The following is a 13,798-nucleotide window of genomic DNA, read 5'->3' as shown; positions in this document are numbered from 1 at the left end:
CCAACCCTAGGAGAGTCGGACGGCCGCGGTCACCTGCGCGGGGCGGCGACGCTGTGGAGAACCGGCGCGACGCCGCGCCGGACGGGACGAAGCCTCAGGTCTTGGTGCTGACGTCGCGGCCGAGAAGACGGGACATCTCCGCCTCGAGCGAATCGAAATCCACGAGATCGGTCGGCTTGGCCGGCCGGGCCGGAGGCGGCGGCGGGGGCGGGGGCTCGGCCGCCTTCGCGGGAGCCGGCGGGGCAGGCTGCTGCGCCGTCGCGCCGGGCCCCGGACCCTGCGGGACCGCGATCGGCGGGCGGGGAGGCTCGGGCGGGCGCTGGGCCTCGGGCGGGCGCTGCGGCTCCGGCGGACGGGGCGGCTCCGGCGCGCGCTGGGGTTCCGGCTGGCGCTGGGGCTCCGGCTGGCGCTGGGGCTCCGGCCCACGCTGGGGCTCGGGCTGGCGCGGCGGCGGCGCGGCCACGGATGGCCCGGACGCGACAGGCGCGGGCCGGGCCGGCGGAGGGCCGTCGGGGGGCGGGGCGGCCGCGAAGGGGCGCTTCAGCGCCGCCTCGAGCTTCTTGGCCATGTCGGACAGCTCCGCCTGGGCGGCGGCGGCGGCGGAGGCGTTGCTCTCCGGGCGCGGCTCGGGCCGCACCTGCGGCGCCGAAGCCGGGCCGGCCGGAGGCCGCTGCGGTTCGGGCCTCACCTCCGGGGCGGGACGCGCGTCGCCCGCCGGGCGGAACTCGGGAACGGGGCGGCCCTCCGGAAAGGGCCGGCCTTCAGGCAGGGGCCTGCCGTCCTGGGTGGGCCGGCCCTCCGGAAAGGGCCTGCCCTCCGGCGTCGGCGCGGGATCAGGCGCGCGCTGGGGCTCGGGGTTCCGCGCCGGAGGAGGCGGCGGCGGCTCGGCGCGGACCGGCTGGGGCGGCGGCGCGGGGCGCTGCGGCGGCGGGGGCGGCGGGGAGCGGGACGGATCGGGACGCGACTCGGCGCGCAGCATGGGAGACGCGGGCTCGGGCCGGGAGACGGGCTCTGGCCGGGAGACCGGCTCCAGACGCAGCTCGGGCTCCGGACGGATCACCTCGGGGCGCCGCACCGGCGGCGGGGGAGGGGCGTTGCGGCTTGGGTCGGCGCCCTGGCGCTGCGGCAGCACGGCCACGGGCGGGACAGGCGCAGCCGACGCCGCAGCGGGCTGGCGCATCGGCGGCGCCGGCGGCTCGTAGCGGGGCGGTTCCATGCGAGCCGGTTCGATACGAGCCGATTCCTGGCGGACCGGCTCGGGCCGGCCCATGGGAGGATCCTGGCGCATCGGATCCTGGCGCATCGCTTCTTGACGCATCGCTTCCTGGCGCGGCGCCTCGGGTCGGGGGAGGTCGGGCCTGGGGAGGTCCTGCCTCGGGCCGTCCGGGCGGGGGGCCTCCTGCCGGGTCGGCTCGGGCCGCTGCATCTCGGGCCGCGACGCGTCGACCCTCGCCGGATCATAAGGATGCTCGCGCTGGACGGCCGGGCCGGCGCGCACGATCGTGTGCTCGACGACGAGATCGTTCGGACCGCCGATCATCAGCAGGTGCTCGACATTGTCGCGCCTGACGATGACGAGCTGACGCTGCCGGTCGAGATCATAGGCGTCGACGACGCCCAGGCGGGGTTGGCGGTTGCGATTGGCCGCACCCGGCATGTTCAGCCTCGCGCCCGCAATGCGGCGCAGCAGCAGCGCGAACAGGGCGAGCAGGATGAAAATGACGACGAACGCCACGGCCCAGACGGCCGGCGTCGGCAAGGTCATTCCGAAGATCGATTGCAACGCTCACACACTCCCAAGAGGGCCCGCAGGGACACCGTCCACGTGCTCTTCATAGCACGCCGTCCTTCGGATGGTTGCGTCAAGTCCCCCAACCGCAGCCCCCACGCAAGTTCGTTTACTCGACATTAACCATGCGGGCGGCATTTTTTGCCCACCGCCAGCGGAGGCCGCCATGAGCGGAATGGGACTGCCCCTCGTCGACCAGCTGAAGACCCGCATGCAGTGGCTGCAGACGCGCCAGAAGCTGCTTGCGGAAAACGTCGCCAATGCGGACACGCCCGGTTTTCGTCCCAAGGACCTGCAGGCGATGCCGACGCCCGGCGTCCCCGGCGGGGTGCGGATCGAGGCGACGGCGCCCGGCCACATCACGTCTTCGGGCGGGCCCGGCTCGCCCGGCCAGCGCGGCGGCGAGAAGTTCGAGACCCGTCCGTCGGGCAACTCGGTCACCCTGGAGGACGAGATGACCAAGCTGGCCGACACCCAGATGGACTACCAGGCCGTCGCGAGCCTCTACTCCAAGAGCCTCTCGCTCCTGAAGATCGCCATCGGCAAGCGGGGCTGACGCATCATGGATTTCCTGCGCTCCCTGGCGATCGCGGCGTCGGGCCTTAAGGCCCAGGCCGGCCGCATCCGGGTCATCTCCGAAAACATCGCCAACGCCGATTCGACCGCCCTGAAGCCGGGCGGCGACCCCTACCGGCGCAAGGTGCCGACCTTCGACCACAAGTTCGAGCGCGAGCTGGACGCCCAGACGGTGTCCCTCGGCCGGGTCAGCCGCGACAAGAAGGCCTTCGAGGTCCGCCACGAGCCCGGCCACCCGGCGGCGGACGGCGCCGGCGACGTGAAATACCCCAACGTCAATCCGCTCGTGGAGCAGATGGACATGCGCGAGGCCCAGCGCAGCTACGAGGCCAACCTGAACGTCATCAGCAGCACGCGCCGCATGCTGGCGAAGACCCTCGAGATCCTGCGCGCCTGATTCCGGAGAGCCCTGATGGCCAGTCCCACGCTCGCAGCCGGCGCCTATGCGGCGACCCAGCGCCTCGCCTCCCCGACGGCCGGCAAGGCCGTCGCCGGAGCTGGCGCGCCCAATTTCGCCGAGGCGCTCGGCAACGTGCTCCAGTCGGTGGCCGAGACCGGCCAGCGGGCGGACCAGCAGGCCGGCAGGGCCGCGGCCGGCAAGGCCGACATGGTCGACGTCGTCACCGCGGTGGCGGAGTCCGAGACGGCGCTGGAGACCCTGGTGGCGGTGCGCGACAAGGTCATCGCCGCCTATGAGGAAATCATGCGGATGCCGATCTGATGCGCACGGCCCCCCACCGACCGCGCCGGGAGCGCTCGCCGCGATGACCGGCCCGGAAGTCCTCGACGTCGCCCGCGACGGCATCTTCACCTTTCTGAAGGTGGCGAGCCCGCTGATGCTGGTGGCGCTCGTCATCGGCGTCGTCATCTCGCTGGTCCAGGCGCTCACCCAGATCCAGGAGCAGACCCTGGTGGCGGTGCCCAAGATCATCCTGGTCGGGCTCGCCATGCTGCTGCTGCTGCCTTTCATGGGCGACGCGATGGCGGGCTACATGACGAGAGTCGCCGCGCGAATCGCCTCGGGCGGGTAGGATGCGGGCGCAGGCGGGATTCGCCGTCGCGCCGGGAGCTTCAGCGGCCGGCGTTCGGGGCAAGGCAGGCATGTCGTTCACCTTCGGGCCAGCGGTCGCGGCGCTCTTCATGGTCGTGTTCGCGCGGGTCGGCACGCTGGTCATGCTCCTGCCGGCGCTGGGCGAGCGCTTCGTGCCGGCCAGGGTCCGGCTGGCGCTGGCCATCTTCCTCACGCTGGGCATGATGCCGCTGGTCCAGCCGCTGCTGCCGGCCGGCGCGACGACCGGGACGGCGGTGTTCACCACCCTGTTCCTGGAGATCGCGATCGGCCTGATGATCGGCCTCACCGGCCGGCTCGTCGTCTCCACTCTTCAGACCGCCGGCAACTTCGTCTCGCAGGCGCTGGGCCTGTCCTTCGCCGAGACCGTCGATCCCACCCAGGGCGGCCAGTCCGCCGCCATCGGCAATCTCCTGACCATGCTGGGCGTGACGCTGCTCTTCGCCACCGACGGCCACCATCTGGTGATCGGCGCGATCGGCGGAAGCTATGTGGCGCTGCCGCCGGCCGGCGCGCCGCCCACGGGCGACGCCGCCATGCTGGCGCTGTCCACCATGGGCAAGGGCTTCGGCGTCGCGGTGCAGATCGCCGCGCCCTTCATCGTCTTCGGCGTGCTCATCAATCTGGGCCTCGGCGTGCTGTCGCGCCTGATGCCGGCCCTGCAGGTGTTCTTCCTCGGCATGCCGGCCACCATCATGATCGGCTTCGTCATCCTGGCCGCCGTGATCGGCATGATGATGGGCCTGTTCCTGAAGGAGGTCTCCGACTTCCTCGTCCCCCTGGCGTCGCGGTAGGGCCCGATGGCGGACACGGACGACCAGGAAGACCGCACAGAAGACCCTTCCCTACGACGCCTCGAACAGGCGATCGAGCGCGGCGACCTGGCCAAGAGCCAGGAGATCAACACCTGGTTCGTGCTGGCGGGCGGCACGCTGGCGCTGGGCGCCGTGGCCGACGGCGCCGCCGGAACGCTGAAGACCATGCTGCAGGGCCTTCTCGCCCATGCGGGCAAGGTTTCGGCCGATCCCGGCTCGCTGCGCGTCTATGGCGAGCAGGGGCTGAAGGCGGGGCTCACGGCCCTCGCCTTGCCGCTCGGCGTCGTGATGCTGTGCGGGCTGGCCGGCGCGCTGATCCAGCATCGGCCGATGATCACCACCGAGCCGCTGGCGCCGCAATTCTCGCGCATCTCGCCGATGGCCGGCTTCAAGCGCGTCTTCGGCAAGGAGGCGCTGGCGCAATTCATCAAGGGCCTGCTGAAGCTCGGCGTCGTCGGCGTGGCGATCTTCATGGCGGTGTGGCCGGAGATGGCCAGGCTGGAGAGCTTCGCCACGCTCGACCCCGCGATGCTGCTTCCCGTCACCAAGGCGGAGGCCCTCAAGCTGATGACCGCGGTGCTGATCATCTATGCGGTGATCGCGGCCGGCGACTATGTCTACCAGCGCTTCTCCTGGTATTCGCGCCAGAAGATGACCAAGCAGGAGCTCAAGGAAGAGTACAAGGAGCAGGAGGGCAACCCGGAGGTGAAGGCCAAGCTGCGCCAGCTGCGCGCCAAGGCCGCCCGCAACCGGATGATGTCCAAGGTGCCCAGCGCCACGGTGGTGGTGATGAACCCGACCCACTTCGCGGTCGCGCTCCAGTACGAGCCCGGCATGCCGGCCCCGCTCTGCGTCGCCAAGGGCCTCGACGCCGTCGCGCTGCGCATCCGCGCGCTGGCCGAGGAGAACGGCGTCCCGGTGGTGGAGAATCCGCCGCTCGCCCGCGCGCTTTACAAGGCGGTTGAACTCGATCAGGACATTCCGGTCGAACATTACAAGGCCGTCGCCGAGGTCATCGGCTACGTGATGCGGCTGCGCCGGAGGCCGTCATGACGGCGACGGATGGATGGAACATGGCCAAGGCCGACAGGTCAGGACAGGACGCGATGACCACGAACGCGCCCGGCGCCGCCCTCGACCGGACGCAGCGCTCCGGCAGCGCCGTTCTGCTCCTCGCCCTGGCGGGCGTGCTGGTGGGCGCCGCGATCGCGCTGTCCCTGCTGGCCAGCGAGAAGGCCCAGCCGCTCATCATGGGGCTGCTCGCCCTCCTGGCCGTGATCGGCGTGTTCGCGCTCTTCGCCGGCGCGGTCGGCATCATCGAGTTCGCCGGCAAGGCCAGCCGCAACGACCTCACCAAGGCGGTGGTCGACACCGGCGCGGACGGCATGCTGGTGGTGGATGCGGACGGGCGCATCGCCTACGCCAACGACGCCTATCTGCGCTTCGCCGGGGCGCGGACGCTGGACGGGGCCCAGACCGCCGAGCGGCTCTTCACCGGCTCCTCCGACGTGTCGGAAGCCATCTACCGGCTGGCCCAGGCGGCGCGCGACGGCAAGATCGCCTCCGAGGAGATCCGCCTCTCCCCGCCGCTCGGCGCGCTGGAGGGCGTGGCCTGGTACCGGGTGCGGGTGCGCCCCGTGGAGCGCTCGACCGGGCGGCGGGCGACGCTGTGGACCATCGCCGACGTCACCCGCGAGCGGGAGCGGCAGGAGAACGTCTTCCAGGAGCTCCAGCACGCCATCGACTATCTCGACCATGCTCCCGCGGGGTTCCTCTCCGTCGACGCCGCAGGCGACGTCATCTACATGAACGCCACCCTGGCGGGCTGGCTCGACTACGATCTGGCGCAGTTCGGCTCCGGCGGGCTGAAGCTCGCCGACCTGGTGCCGGGCGACGGCGCGGCGCTGCTGTCGGGCGTGATCGGCGGCGCCGGCGAGGTCAGGACGGAGATCCACGATCTCGACCTGCGCCGGCGCGGCGGCCAGTCGCTGCCGGTGCGGCTCTTCCACCGCGTCGCCTTCGCGTATGACGGCGCGCCGGGGCCCTCGCGCACGCTGGTGCTCAACCGCTCGGCCGGCGAGGACGTGGCCGAGGGCCAGCGCGCCGCCGAGGTGCGGTTCGCCCGCTTCTTCAACAACACGCCGCTGGCCATCGCCACCATCGACCGGCATGGCCGGATCGCCCGCACCAACGGCCCCTTCGCGCGGCTGTTCGGCTCCGCCTTCAAGGGCCACGACGCCTCAGAGGCCCGCTCCATCCTGGCCGTGGTGGCCGAGCGCGAGCGCGAGCAGCTCACCGGCGTGATCAACTCCGCCGCAGCCGGGCGCGGCGACATCGCGCCGATCGACCTGTCGCTCACCGGGGAGGGCGCCCGCTCGGCCCGCTTCTTCGTCACCACGGTGGAGAACGAGGCGGAGGACGGCGAGGCCGCCATCGTGTACGCGCTCGACACCACCGAGCAGCGGGCGCTGGAGGCGCAGTTCGCCCAGGCGCAGAAGATGCAGGCCGTGGGCGAGCTCGCCGGCGGCGTCGCGCACGACTTCAACAACGTGCTGCAGGGCATCATGGGCTACGCCGACCTGCTGCTCGTGAACCACCGGCCGACCGACCCGTCCTTCCAGGACATCATGCAGATCAAGCAGAACGCCAACCGGGCGGCCGGCCTCGTGCGCCAGCTGCTGGCGTTCTCGCGCCGCCAGACGCTGCGCCCCCAGGTGATGCATTTCGGCGACGTGCTGTCGGACCTCGGCATGCTGCTGAAGCGCCTCCTGGGCGAGCGGGTGGAGCTCGACGTTCGCCACGGCCGCGACCTGTGGCCGGTGCGGGCCGACCTGACGCAGTTCGAACAGGTGGTCGTCAACCTCGCCGTCAACGCCCGCGACGCCATGCCGGAGGGGGGGCGGCTCTCCATCCGCACCAGCAACGTGCACGCCACCGAGCCGGTCGCGGCCGGCGAGCAGGTGATGCCGGCCGCCGACTACGTGCTGATCGAGATCCAGGATTCCGGCACCGGCATCCCGCAGGAGATCATCGACAAGATCTTCCAGCCCTTCTTCACCACCAAGGAGGTGGGCAAGGGCACGGGCCTCGGCCTCTCCATGGTGTACGGCTTCGTCAAGCAGTCGGGCGGCTACATCTTCTGCGACAGCGTGGTCGACCGCGGCACCACCTTCCGCATCTACCTGCCCCGCCACAGCGGCGAGGAGCACGCCGACGACCTGCCGGCCGCCAAGCCCGAAAAGGCCCCGGCGCCCGGCGCCAAGCCCAAGCCCACCGCCGACCTCACTGGCAACGGCGTGGTGCTGCTGGTGGAGGACGAGGAGGCCGTGCGCGCCTTCGGCGCCCGGGCGCTCGCCCAGCGCGGCTACACGGTGCTGGAGGCGTCCTCGGGCGTCGAGGCGCTGGAGGTGTTCGACGAGCAGCAGGGCAAGATCGACCTCGTGGTCTCCGACGTCGTGATGCCGGAGATGGACGGCCCCTCGCTGCTGCGCGAACTGCGCAAGCGCGACACCAAGGCCAAGGTCATCTTCGTCTCCGGCTACGCCGAGGAGGCCTTCAGCAAGAACCTGCCCGACGGCGAGGATTTCTCCTTCCTGCCCAAGCCCTTCACGCTGAAGCAGCTGATCGAGGCGGTGAAGACGGCGCTGGGGTAATGTCGAGCAATTCCGTGATTTCGATTTATGCGCGTTTTCTGCGCCTTTTCATTTCTATTGCGTTGTTGGTTGCCAGTATTTTACATGTGATATTTCGTATTTTAGTACTCAAAGGATTTGACCCATTGTTTGACTTGCCGTTCATTCTATTTTTCTCAATTATATTGACCAGATACATTTTCTTAAAAAGAACAGATCATGTCGTCTTCGGCTTGGGTTTAGTCTTGTTCGTCATGTGGAGCGCTCCCGTTTCGACGGATGTAAATGTGTTCCGCTGCTATTTCAAGCTTGCGGATGAATTTGCATCTTGTAATTCTCATCTTCGACGCTTGAGGTTTACTTATCTGTCTGGTCTATCTTTGCTTTTTATATGGCCTACCAATATAATTTTTGTTTCAAGCGCAGCGATGTATCTGCTCCGCGAGCGGGACCAGTCTCAATGAGCTTCTAACGACGGGCGCCCCATCGAAGTCGACATCGCCCGCACTCTCCGCTGGTTGCAACGGGTAGAACAAAAAAAGAACTTGCGGGTGAGAACAGAACGTGATCATGTTTGTCTCAGACGCAAGTTGAGACTCGTTTCGCGCTCGTGCCATAAGGATCCCCAGCAATGTCGCAACCCTCGCTCCGGCTCGTTGAAGGGCAATCCATGGACAAGGCCAAGGCGCTGGACGCCGCGCTCTCGCAGATCGAACGGTCCTTCGGCAAGGGCTCGATCATGCGGCTCGGCAAGAACGAGAAAGCGGTCGAGATCGAGACCGTGTCGACCGGCTCTATCGGCCTCGACATCGCGCTCGGCGTCGGCGGCCTGCCGCGCGGGCGCGTGGTGGAGATCTACGGCCCGGAATCCTCCGGCAAGACCACCCTGGCGCTCCACACCGTGGCGGAAGCGCAGAAGAAGGGCGGCGTCTGCGGCTTCATCGACGCCGAGCACGCGCTGGACCCGGTTTACGCCCGCAAGCTCGGGGTCAATCTGGAAGACCTCCTGATCTCGCAGCCCGACACGGGCGAGCAGGCGCTGGAGATCACCGACACGCTGGTGCGCTCGGGCGCGATCGACGTGCTGGTCATCGATTCGGTCGCCGCGCTGGTGCCGCGCGCCGAGATCGAGGGCGAGATGGGCGACGTGCAGCCGGGCCTGCAGGCCAGGCTGATGAGCCAGGCGCTGCGCAAGCTGACGGCGTCGATCTCGCGCTCCAACTGCATGGTCATCTTCATCAACCAGATCCGCATGAAGATCGGCGTCATGTACGGCTCGCCGGAGACCACCACGGGCGGCAACGCGCTGAAGTTCTACGCCTCGGTGCGGCTCGACATCCGCCGCATCGGCTCAATCAAGGACCGCGAGGAGGTCACCGGCAACACGACCCGCGTGAAGGTGGTGAAGAACAAGGTCGCCCCGCCCTTCAAGCAGGTCGAGTTCGACATCATGTATGGCGAGGGCGTGTCCAAGATGGGCGAGCTCGTCGACCTCGGCGTCAAGGCCGGCATCGTGGAGAAGTCCGGCGCCTGGTTCTCCTATGACAGCCAGCGCCTCGGCCAGGGACGCGAGAACGCCAAGACGTTCCTGCGCCAGCATCCCGACATCGCGGCCAAGATCGAGGGCCAGATCCGCCAGAACGCCGGCCTGCTGGCCGACCGCATCCTCGACAACATCGAGCCGACGGCGGAGGACCTGGACGAAGGCGAAGGCTGACAGCCTGGACGTCTGACCGGTTTCGATCCAGAGCGGCGGCGCCCCCCAGCGCCGCCGCTTTTGCGTTCCATGCCGGCTTCTGCGTTCCATCTCGCGCGCCCCTTCTCCCGGGGGAGAAGGACGCGCCCGGTGCGGCGTGAGCTCCGTCGAATGGACGCCTGCGAAAGCGGTTTCCAATGTGCAGGCGCATGCTCTACAAACGCGGCGAGATCAGCCAGCGGCCGCCAGCGGCCGCGCACATCGAGCGACAAATGAGCGGCGTCAACGAGATTCGGTCCACCTTCCTGGATTACTTCGCCAAGAACGGCCACGAGGTCGTTCCCTCCAGCCCGCTCGTGCCGCGCAACGACCCGACGCTGATGTTCACCAACGCCGGGATGGTGCAGTTCAAGAACGTCTTCACCGGGGTGGAGAAGCGGCCCTATTCGCGCGCCGCGACGTCGCAGAAATGCGTCCGCGCCGGCGGCAAGCACAACGATCTCGACAATGTCGGCTATACGGCGCGGCACCACACCTTCTTCGAGATGCTGGGCAACTTCTCCTTCGGGGATTACTTCAAGGACCGGGCGATCGAGCTCGCCTGGAACCTGATCACCAAGGAGTACGGCCTTCCGGTCGAGAAGCTGCTGGTCACCGTCTATCACGAGGACGACGAGGCCCACGCGCTGTGGAAGCGCATCGCCGGCCTGCCGGACTCCAAGATCATCCGCATCCCGACCTCGGACAATTTCTGGGCGATGGGCGACACCGGCCCCTGCGGCCCGTGCTCGGAGATCTTCTACGACCACGGCGATCACATCCCGGGCGGCCCCCCGGGCTCCCCCGACGAGGACGGCGACCGCTTCATCGAGATCTGGAACCTCGTGTTCATGCAGTACGAGCAGGTCGCCCCCGGCGAGCGCCTGCTGCTGCCCAAGCCCTCCATCGACACCGGCATGGGGCTGGAGCGCATCTCCGCGGTGCTGCAGGGCACGCACGACAATTACGAGACGGACCTGATGCGGGCGCTGATCCGCGCCGTCGCCGAGGCGACCGGGGTGGAGCCGGAGGGCCGCGCCAGCCACAAGGTCATCGCGGACCACCTGCGCGCCTCCTCGTTCCTGGTCGCCGACGGCGTGCTGCCCTCCAACGAGGGCCGCGGCTACGTGCTGCGCCGGATCATGCGCCGCGCCATGCGCCACGCCGAGTTGCTGGGCGCGCGCGAGCCGCTGATGTGGCGCCTCGTCCCGGCGCTGGTGCGCGAGATGGGCCACGCGTATCCGGAGCTGGTGCGGGCCGAGCCGCTGATCACCGAGACGCTGCGGCTGGAGGAGACGAGGTTCCGGAAGACGCTGGAGCGCGGCCTCGCCATCCTGGACGAGGAGACCCGCACGCTCGGGGCCGGCCAGAGCCTCAAGGGCGACGTCGCCTTCACGCTCTATGACACCTACGGCTTCCCGCTCGACCTGACGCAGGATGCGCTGCGCTCGCGCGACATCGCGGTGGATCTCGACGGCTTCAACGCCGCCATGCAGCGCCAGCGCGAGATGGCGCGCGCCGCCTGGGCGGGCTCGGGCGAGGCCGCCACCGAGACGGTGTGGTACGGCGTCAAGGAGAAGGTCGGCGCGACCGAGTTCCTGGGCTACGACACCGAGCGCGCCGAGGGCGTCGTCACCGCGCTGCTGCGCGACGGCCAGCCGGTGGACCGGCTGGACGCCGGCCAGGACGGCATCGTGCTCTTGAACCAGACGCCGTTCTACGCCGAGAGCGGCGGCCAGGTGGGCGACACCGGCCGTATGCAGGGCGCGGACGCGTCCGTGACCGTGCGCGACACGCAAAAGAAGCTCGGCGACGTGTTCGCCCATGTGGTCACGGTGGCGAGCGGGGCGCTGCGCGTCGGCGACGCGCTGGAGCTCGAGGTCGACCACGATCGCCGCGGCGCGATCCGGGCGAACCACTCGGCCACCCACCTCCTGCACGAGGCGCTGCGGCAGGTGCTGGGCGACCACGTCGCCCAGAAGGGCTCGCTGGTGACGCCAGACCGGTTGCGCTTCGACTTCTCGCACCCCAAGCCGATCAGCGAGGAGGAGCTCGACCGGGTCGAGGCCATCGTGAACGGCGTGGTGCGCGAGAACGAGCCCGTCGTGACCCGCCTGATGGGCGTCGACGAGGCGATCGAGACCGGCGCGCGGGCGCTGTTCGGCGAGAAATACGGCGACGAGGTGCGGGTGGTGTCGATGGGCCCGCCGCGCACGCCCGGCCACAACGGCCCGGCCTTCTCGGTGGAGCTGTGCGGCGGCACGCATGTGCGGCGCACCGGCGACATCGGCGTCGTCAGCATCGTGGGCGAGGGCGCGGTGGCGGCGGGCGTGCGGCGCCTGGAGGCCATGTCGGCGGAGGGCGCGCGGCGCCATCTCGTGGAGGACAGCAAGCGGCTCAAGGGCCTGACCGGCCTCCTCAAGGCGCCGGCCGCCGAGGCGGGCGACCGCCTGGCGGCGCTGATGGAGGAGCGGCGCAAGCTGGAGCGCGAGCTCGCCGAGGCCCGCAAGGCCATCGCGATGGGCGGCGGCCAGGCCGGCGACGCGGGCGTCAAGCAGATCGGCGGCGTCAACGTGATGGCGCGCGCCGTCACGGGCGTCGACATGCGCGACCTCAAGGGCCTCGCGGACGAAGGCAAGAAGCAGGTCGGCTCGGGGATCGTGGCGCTGATCGCCACGGGCGAGGACGGCAAGGCCGGCGTCGTCGTGGCGGTGACGGCGGACCTGACAGGCCGCTTCAACGCCGTGGACCTGGTGCGCGTCGCGTCCGAGACGCTGGGCGGCAAGGGCGGGGGCGGGCGGCCCGACATGGCCCAGGCCGGCGGTCCGGACGGGTCGAAAGCCAGCGAGGCCCTCGCCGCCATCGAGGCGGCGATCGGCGGGGCGTGACGGCCCGGGGGACGTCCCCCACGGCGCGCCCGGCGGACCGCCTGGCGGGGGCGCGGCGGCGCGCCTACGAGCTCTTCGAGCAGGCGGTGCCGGGAGACCGGCTCGCCCATCTGGTGCACGGCTTCCTGATCGTCTGGGTGGTGGCCAGCGTCGCCGCCGTCGTGCTGGAATCCGTGCCGGCGCTGCGGGCCGCCTATGATCCCGCCTTCCAGGCGGTGGAGACGCTCTCGATGGCGATCTTCACCCTGGAATATGTGCTGCGCTCCTGGGCCTGCGTGGAGTACCCCACGCTGCGCTCCCTTCCCAGGTGGCGGGCCCGCCTGAAATACGCGCTGTCGCCGGCCTCGCTCATCGACCTCTGCACGGTGCTGCCCTTCTACCTGGCTTTCGTGATCGCGGCGGACCTGCGTGTCTTCATCGTCTTCCGGCTCCTGCGCTTCATGAAGCTGGCGCGCTACTCGCCCGGCATGCGCTCGCTCTATGAGGCGATCCACGCCGAGCGGCGCGCCCTGGTCGCCTGCCTGGTCATCATCGCGTCGCTGGTGATCGCCATGGCGGGCGTCATGCACGTCCTGGAGGCGGACGCGCAGCCCGACAAGTTCGGCACCATCCCGGATGCGATGTGGTGGGCGGTGATCACGCTGGCGACGGTGGGCTATGGCGACGTCGTGCCGGTCACCCCCATGGGCAAGGTGGTCGCCGGCGTGACCGCCCTGATGGGCCTGGCCATGATCGCGCTGCCGGTCGGCATCATCGCGACGGCCTTCGCGGAGGTCATCCACCGCCGCGACTTCGTGGTCACCTGGGGGATGATCGCCCGGGTGCCGCTGTTCTCGGACCTGTCGGCGGAGGAGGTCGCGGCCATCATGCGGCTGCTGCGCTCCAAGGGGGCGCAGGCCGGCGAGGTGATCGTGCGGCGCGGCGAAGTCGGCCACAGCATGTATTTCATCGCCTCGGGCCAGGTGGAGATCGAGACCCAGCACGGCAAGCGCCACCTCTTGGGCGAAGGCCAGTTCTTCGGCGAGATCGCGGTGCTGAAGAACGCCCGCCGCACGGCCACCATCCGGGCCCTGGTGCGCACGCAATTGCTGGTCCTGGACGCGGCGGACCTGCGCGCCCTGGCGGAGCGGCGGCCGGACATCGGGGCGCGCATCCGCAAGGTCGCGCAGACCCGCTCCAGCCACGCCGCCCACACGGTGAGCTCCGACCTTTCCGACGACCTGCCGTTCTCGGACATCGATCCAGGGCCCCCATGAAAAAACCCGGCCGCGAGGGCCGGGTTTTCGGGGGCGTC

General features: G+C 69.8%; 11 protein-coding genes. 10 read left to right on the top strand and 1 reads right to left on the bottom strand.

All coding sequences use genetic code 11. The annotated features are described in order from the left end of the window. Positions 1-94: 94 nt before the first annotated feature. Positions 95-1,765 carry a hypothetical protein gene (locus ABEG18_RS16195; RefSeq protein ID WP_406854079.1) on the bottom strand — a complete coding sequence of 557 codons (1,671 nt, stop codon included), beginning with the start codon at positions 1,763-1,765 and terminating at the stop codon, positions 95-97. A 190-nt stretch (positions 1,766-1,955) separates the two neighbouring features. Between ABEG18_RS16195 and flgB the strand changes: the two genes are divergently transcribed. The 10 genes from flgB to ABEG18_RS16145 all read left to right on the top strand — a co-directional run bounded on the left by flgB (position 1,956) and on the right by ABEG18_RS16145 (position 13,760). Next, positions 1,956-2,345 carry a flagellar basal body rod protein FlgB gene (gene flgB, locus ABEG18_RS16190; RefSeq protein ID WP_406854078.1) on the top strand — a complete coding sequence of 130 codons (390 nt, stop codon included), beginning with the start codon at positions 1,956-1,958 and terminating at the stop codon, positions 2,343-2,345. 6 nt (positions 2,346-2,351) lie between these two features. Next, positions 2,352-2,762, top strand: coding sequence for a flagellar basal body rod protein FlgC (gene flgC / locus ABEG18_RS16185; RefSeq protein ID WP_406854077.1), 411 nt, complete (start codon positions 2,352-2,354; stop codon positions 2,760-2,762). 15 nt (positions 2,763-2,777) lie between these two features. Next, complete coding sequence (gene fliE / locus ABEG18_RS16180) at positions 2,778-3,086, top strand: flagellar hook-basal body complex protein FliE (RefSeq protein WP_406854076.1); 309 nt, start codon at positions 2,778-2,780, stop codon at positions 3,084-3,086. A gap of 43 nt (positions 3,087-3,129) precedes the next feature. Next, the gene (locus ABEG18_RS16175) at positions 3,130-3,396 is read left to right on the top strand and encodes a flagellar biosynthetic protein FliQ (RefSeq protein WP_406854075.1); all 267 of its coding nucleotides are present in this window, start codon (positions 3,130-3,132) and stop codon (positions 3,394-3,396) included. A gap of 70 nt (positions 3,397-3,466) precedes the next feature. Continuing rightward, on the top strand, positions 3,467-4,228 hold the full coding sequence (gene fliR, locus ABEG18_RS16170; RefSeq protein ID WP_406854074.1) for a flagellar biosynthetic protein FliR: 762 nt from the start codon (positions 3,467-3,469) through the stop codon (positions 4,226-4,228). A gap of 6 nt (positions 4,229-4,234) precedes the next feature. Next, positions 4,235-5,302, top strand: coding sequence for a flagellar biosynthesis protein FlhB (flhB, locus tag ABEG18_RS16165; RefSeq protein WP_406854073.1), 1,068 nt, complete (start codon positions 4,235-4,237; stop codon positions 5,300-5,302). A 53-nt stretch (positions 5,303-5,355) separates the two neighbouring features. Beyond that, positions 5,356-7,902: a cell cycle histidine kinase CckA gene (gene cckA, locus ABEG18_RS16160; protein WP_406858625.1), complete on the top strand. Its 2,547-nt coding sequence runs from the start codon at positions 5,356-5,358 to the stop codon at positions 7,900-7,902. Between the two features lie 610 nt (positions 7,903-8,512). Then, positions 8,513-9,598: a recombinase RecA gene (gene recA, locus ABEG18_RS16155; protein WP_406854072.1), complete on the top strand. Its 1,086-nt coding sequence runs from the start codon at positions 8,513-8,515 to the stop codon at positions 9,596-9,598. A gap of 251 nt (positions 9,599-9,849) precedes the next feature. Then, positions 9,850-12,504 (top strand): alanine--tRNA ligase, encoded by a 2,655-nt coding sequence (gene alaS / locus ABEG18_RS16150; protein ID WP_406854071.1) that lies wholly within the window; start codon positions 9,850-9,852, stop codon positions 12,502-12,504. Then, positions 12,501-13,760: a cyclic nucleotide-gated ion channel gene (locus ABEG18_RS16145; protein ID WP_406854070.1), complete on the top strand. Its 1,260-nt coding sequence runs from the start codon at positions 12,501-12,503 to the stop codon at positions 13,758-13,760. Before alaS ends, ABEG18_RS16145 begins: the two co-directional genes overlap by 4 nt. Positions 13,761-13,798 lie beyond the last annotated feature (38 nt).

Source organism: Alsobacter sp. KACC 23698 (assembly GCF_045348435.1).
In the GTDB taxonomy this organism is placed as follows: Bacteria; Pseudomonadota; Alphaproteobacteria; order Rhizobiales; family Beijerinckiaceae; genus Alsobacter.
This window is presented reverse-complemented; position numbering and strand designations above follow the sequence as displayed.

Excerpts from the sequence above, each read along its gene's own strand:
- ABEG18_RS16195 (WP_406854079.1), bottom strand. The coding sequence starts at position 1,765 with ATGACCTTGCCGACGCCGGCCGTCTGGGCCGTGGCGTTCGTCGTCATT.
- ABEG18_RS16175 (WP_406854075.1), top strand. The coding sequence starts at position 3,130 with ATGACCGGCCCGGAAGTCCTCGACGTCGCCCGCGACGGCATCTTCACC.
- fliR (WP_406854074.1), top strand. The coding sequence starts at position 3,467 with ATGTCGTTCACCTTCGGGCCAGCGGTCGCGGCGCTCTTCATGGTCGTG.
- flgC (WP_406854077.1), top strand. The coding sequence starts at position 2,352 with ATGGATTTCCTGCGCTCCCTGGCGATCGCGGCGTCGGGCCTTAAGGCC.
- fliE (WP_406854076.1), top strand. The coding sequence starts at position 2,778 with ATGGCCAGTCCCACGCTCGCAGCCGGCGCCTATGCGGCGACCCAGCGC.
- flhB (WP_406854073.1), top strand. The coding sequence starts at position 4,235 with ATGGCGGACACGGACGACCAGGAAGACCGCACAGAAGACCCTTCCCTA.
- flgB (WP_406854078.1), top strand. The coding sequence starts at position 1,956 with ATGAGCGGAATGGGACTGCCCCTCGTCGACCAGCTGAAGACCCGCATG.
- alaS (WP_406854071.1), top strand. The coding sequence starts at position 9,850 with ATGAGCGGCGTCAACGAGATTCGGTCCACCTTCCTGGATTACTTCGCC.
- cckA (WP_406858625.1), top strand. The coding sequence starts at position 5,356 with ATGACCACGAACGCGCCCGGCGCCGCCCTCGACCGGACGCAGCGCTCC.
- recA (WP_406854072.1), top strand. The coding sequence starts at position 8,513 with ATGTCGCAACCCTCGCTCCGGCTCGTTGAAGGGCAATCCATGGACAAG.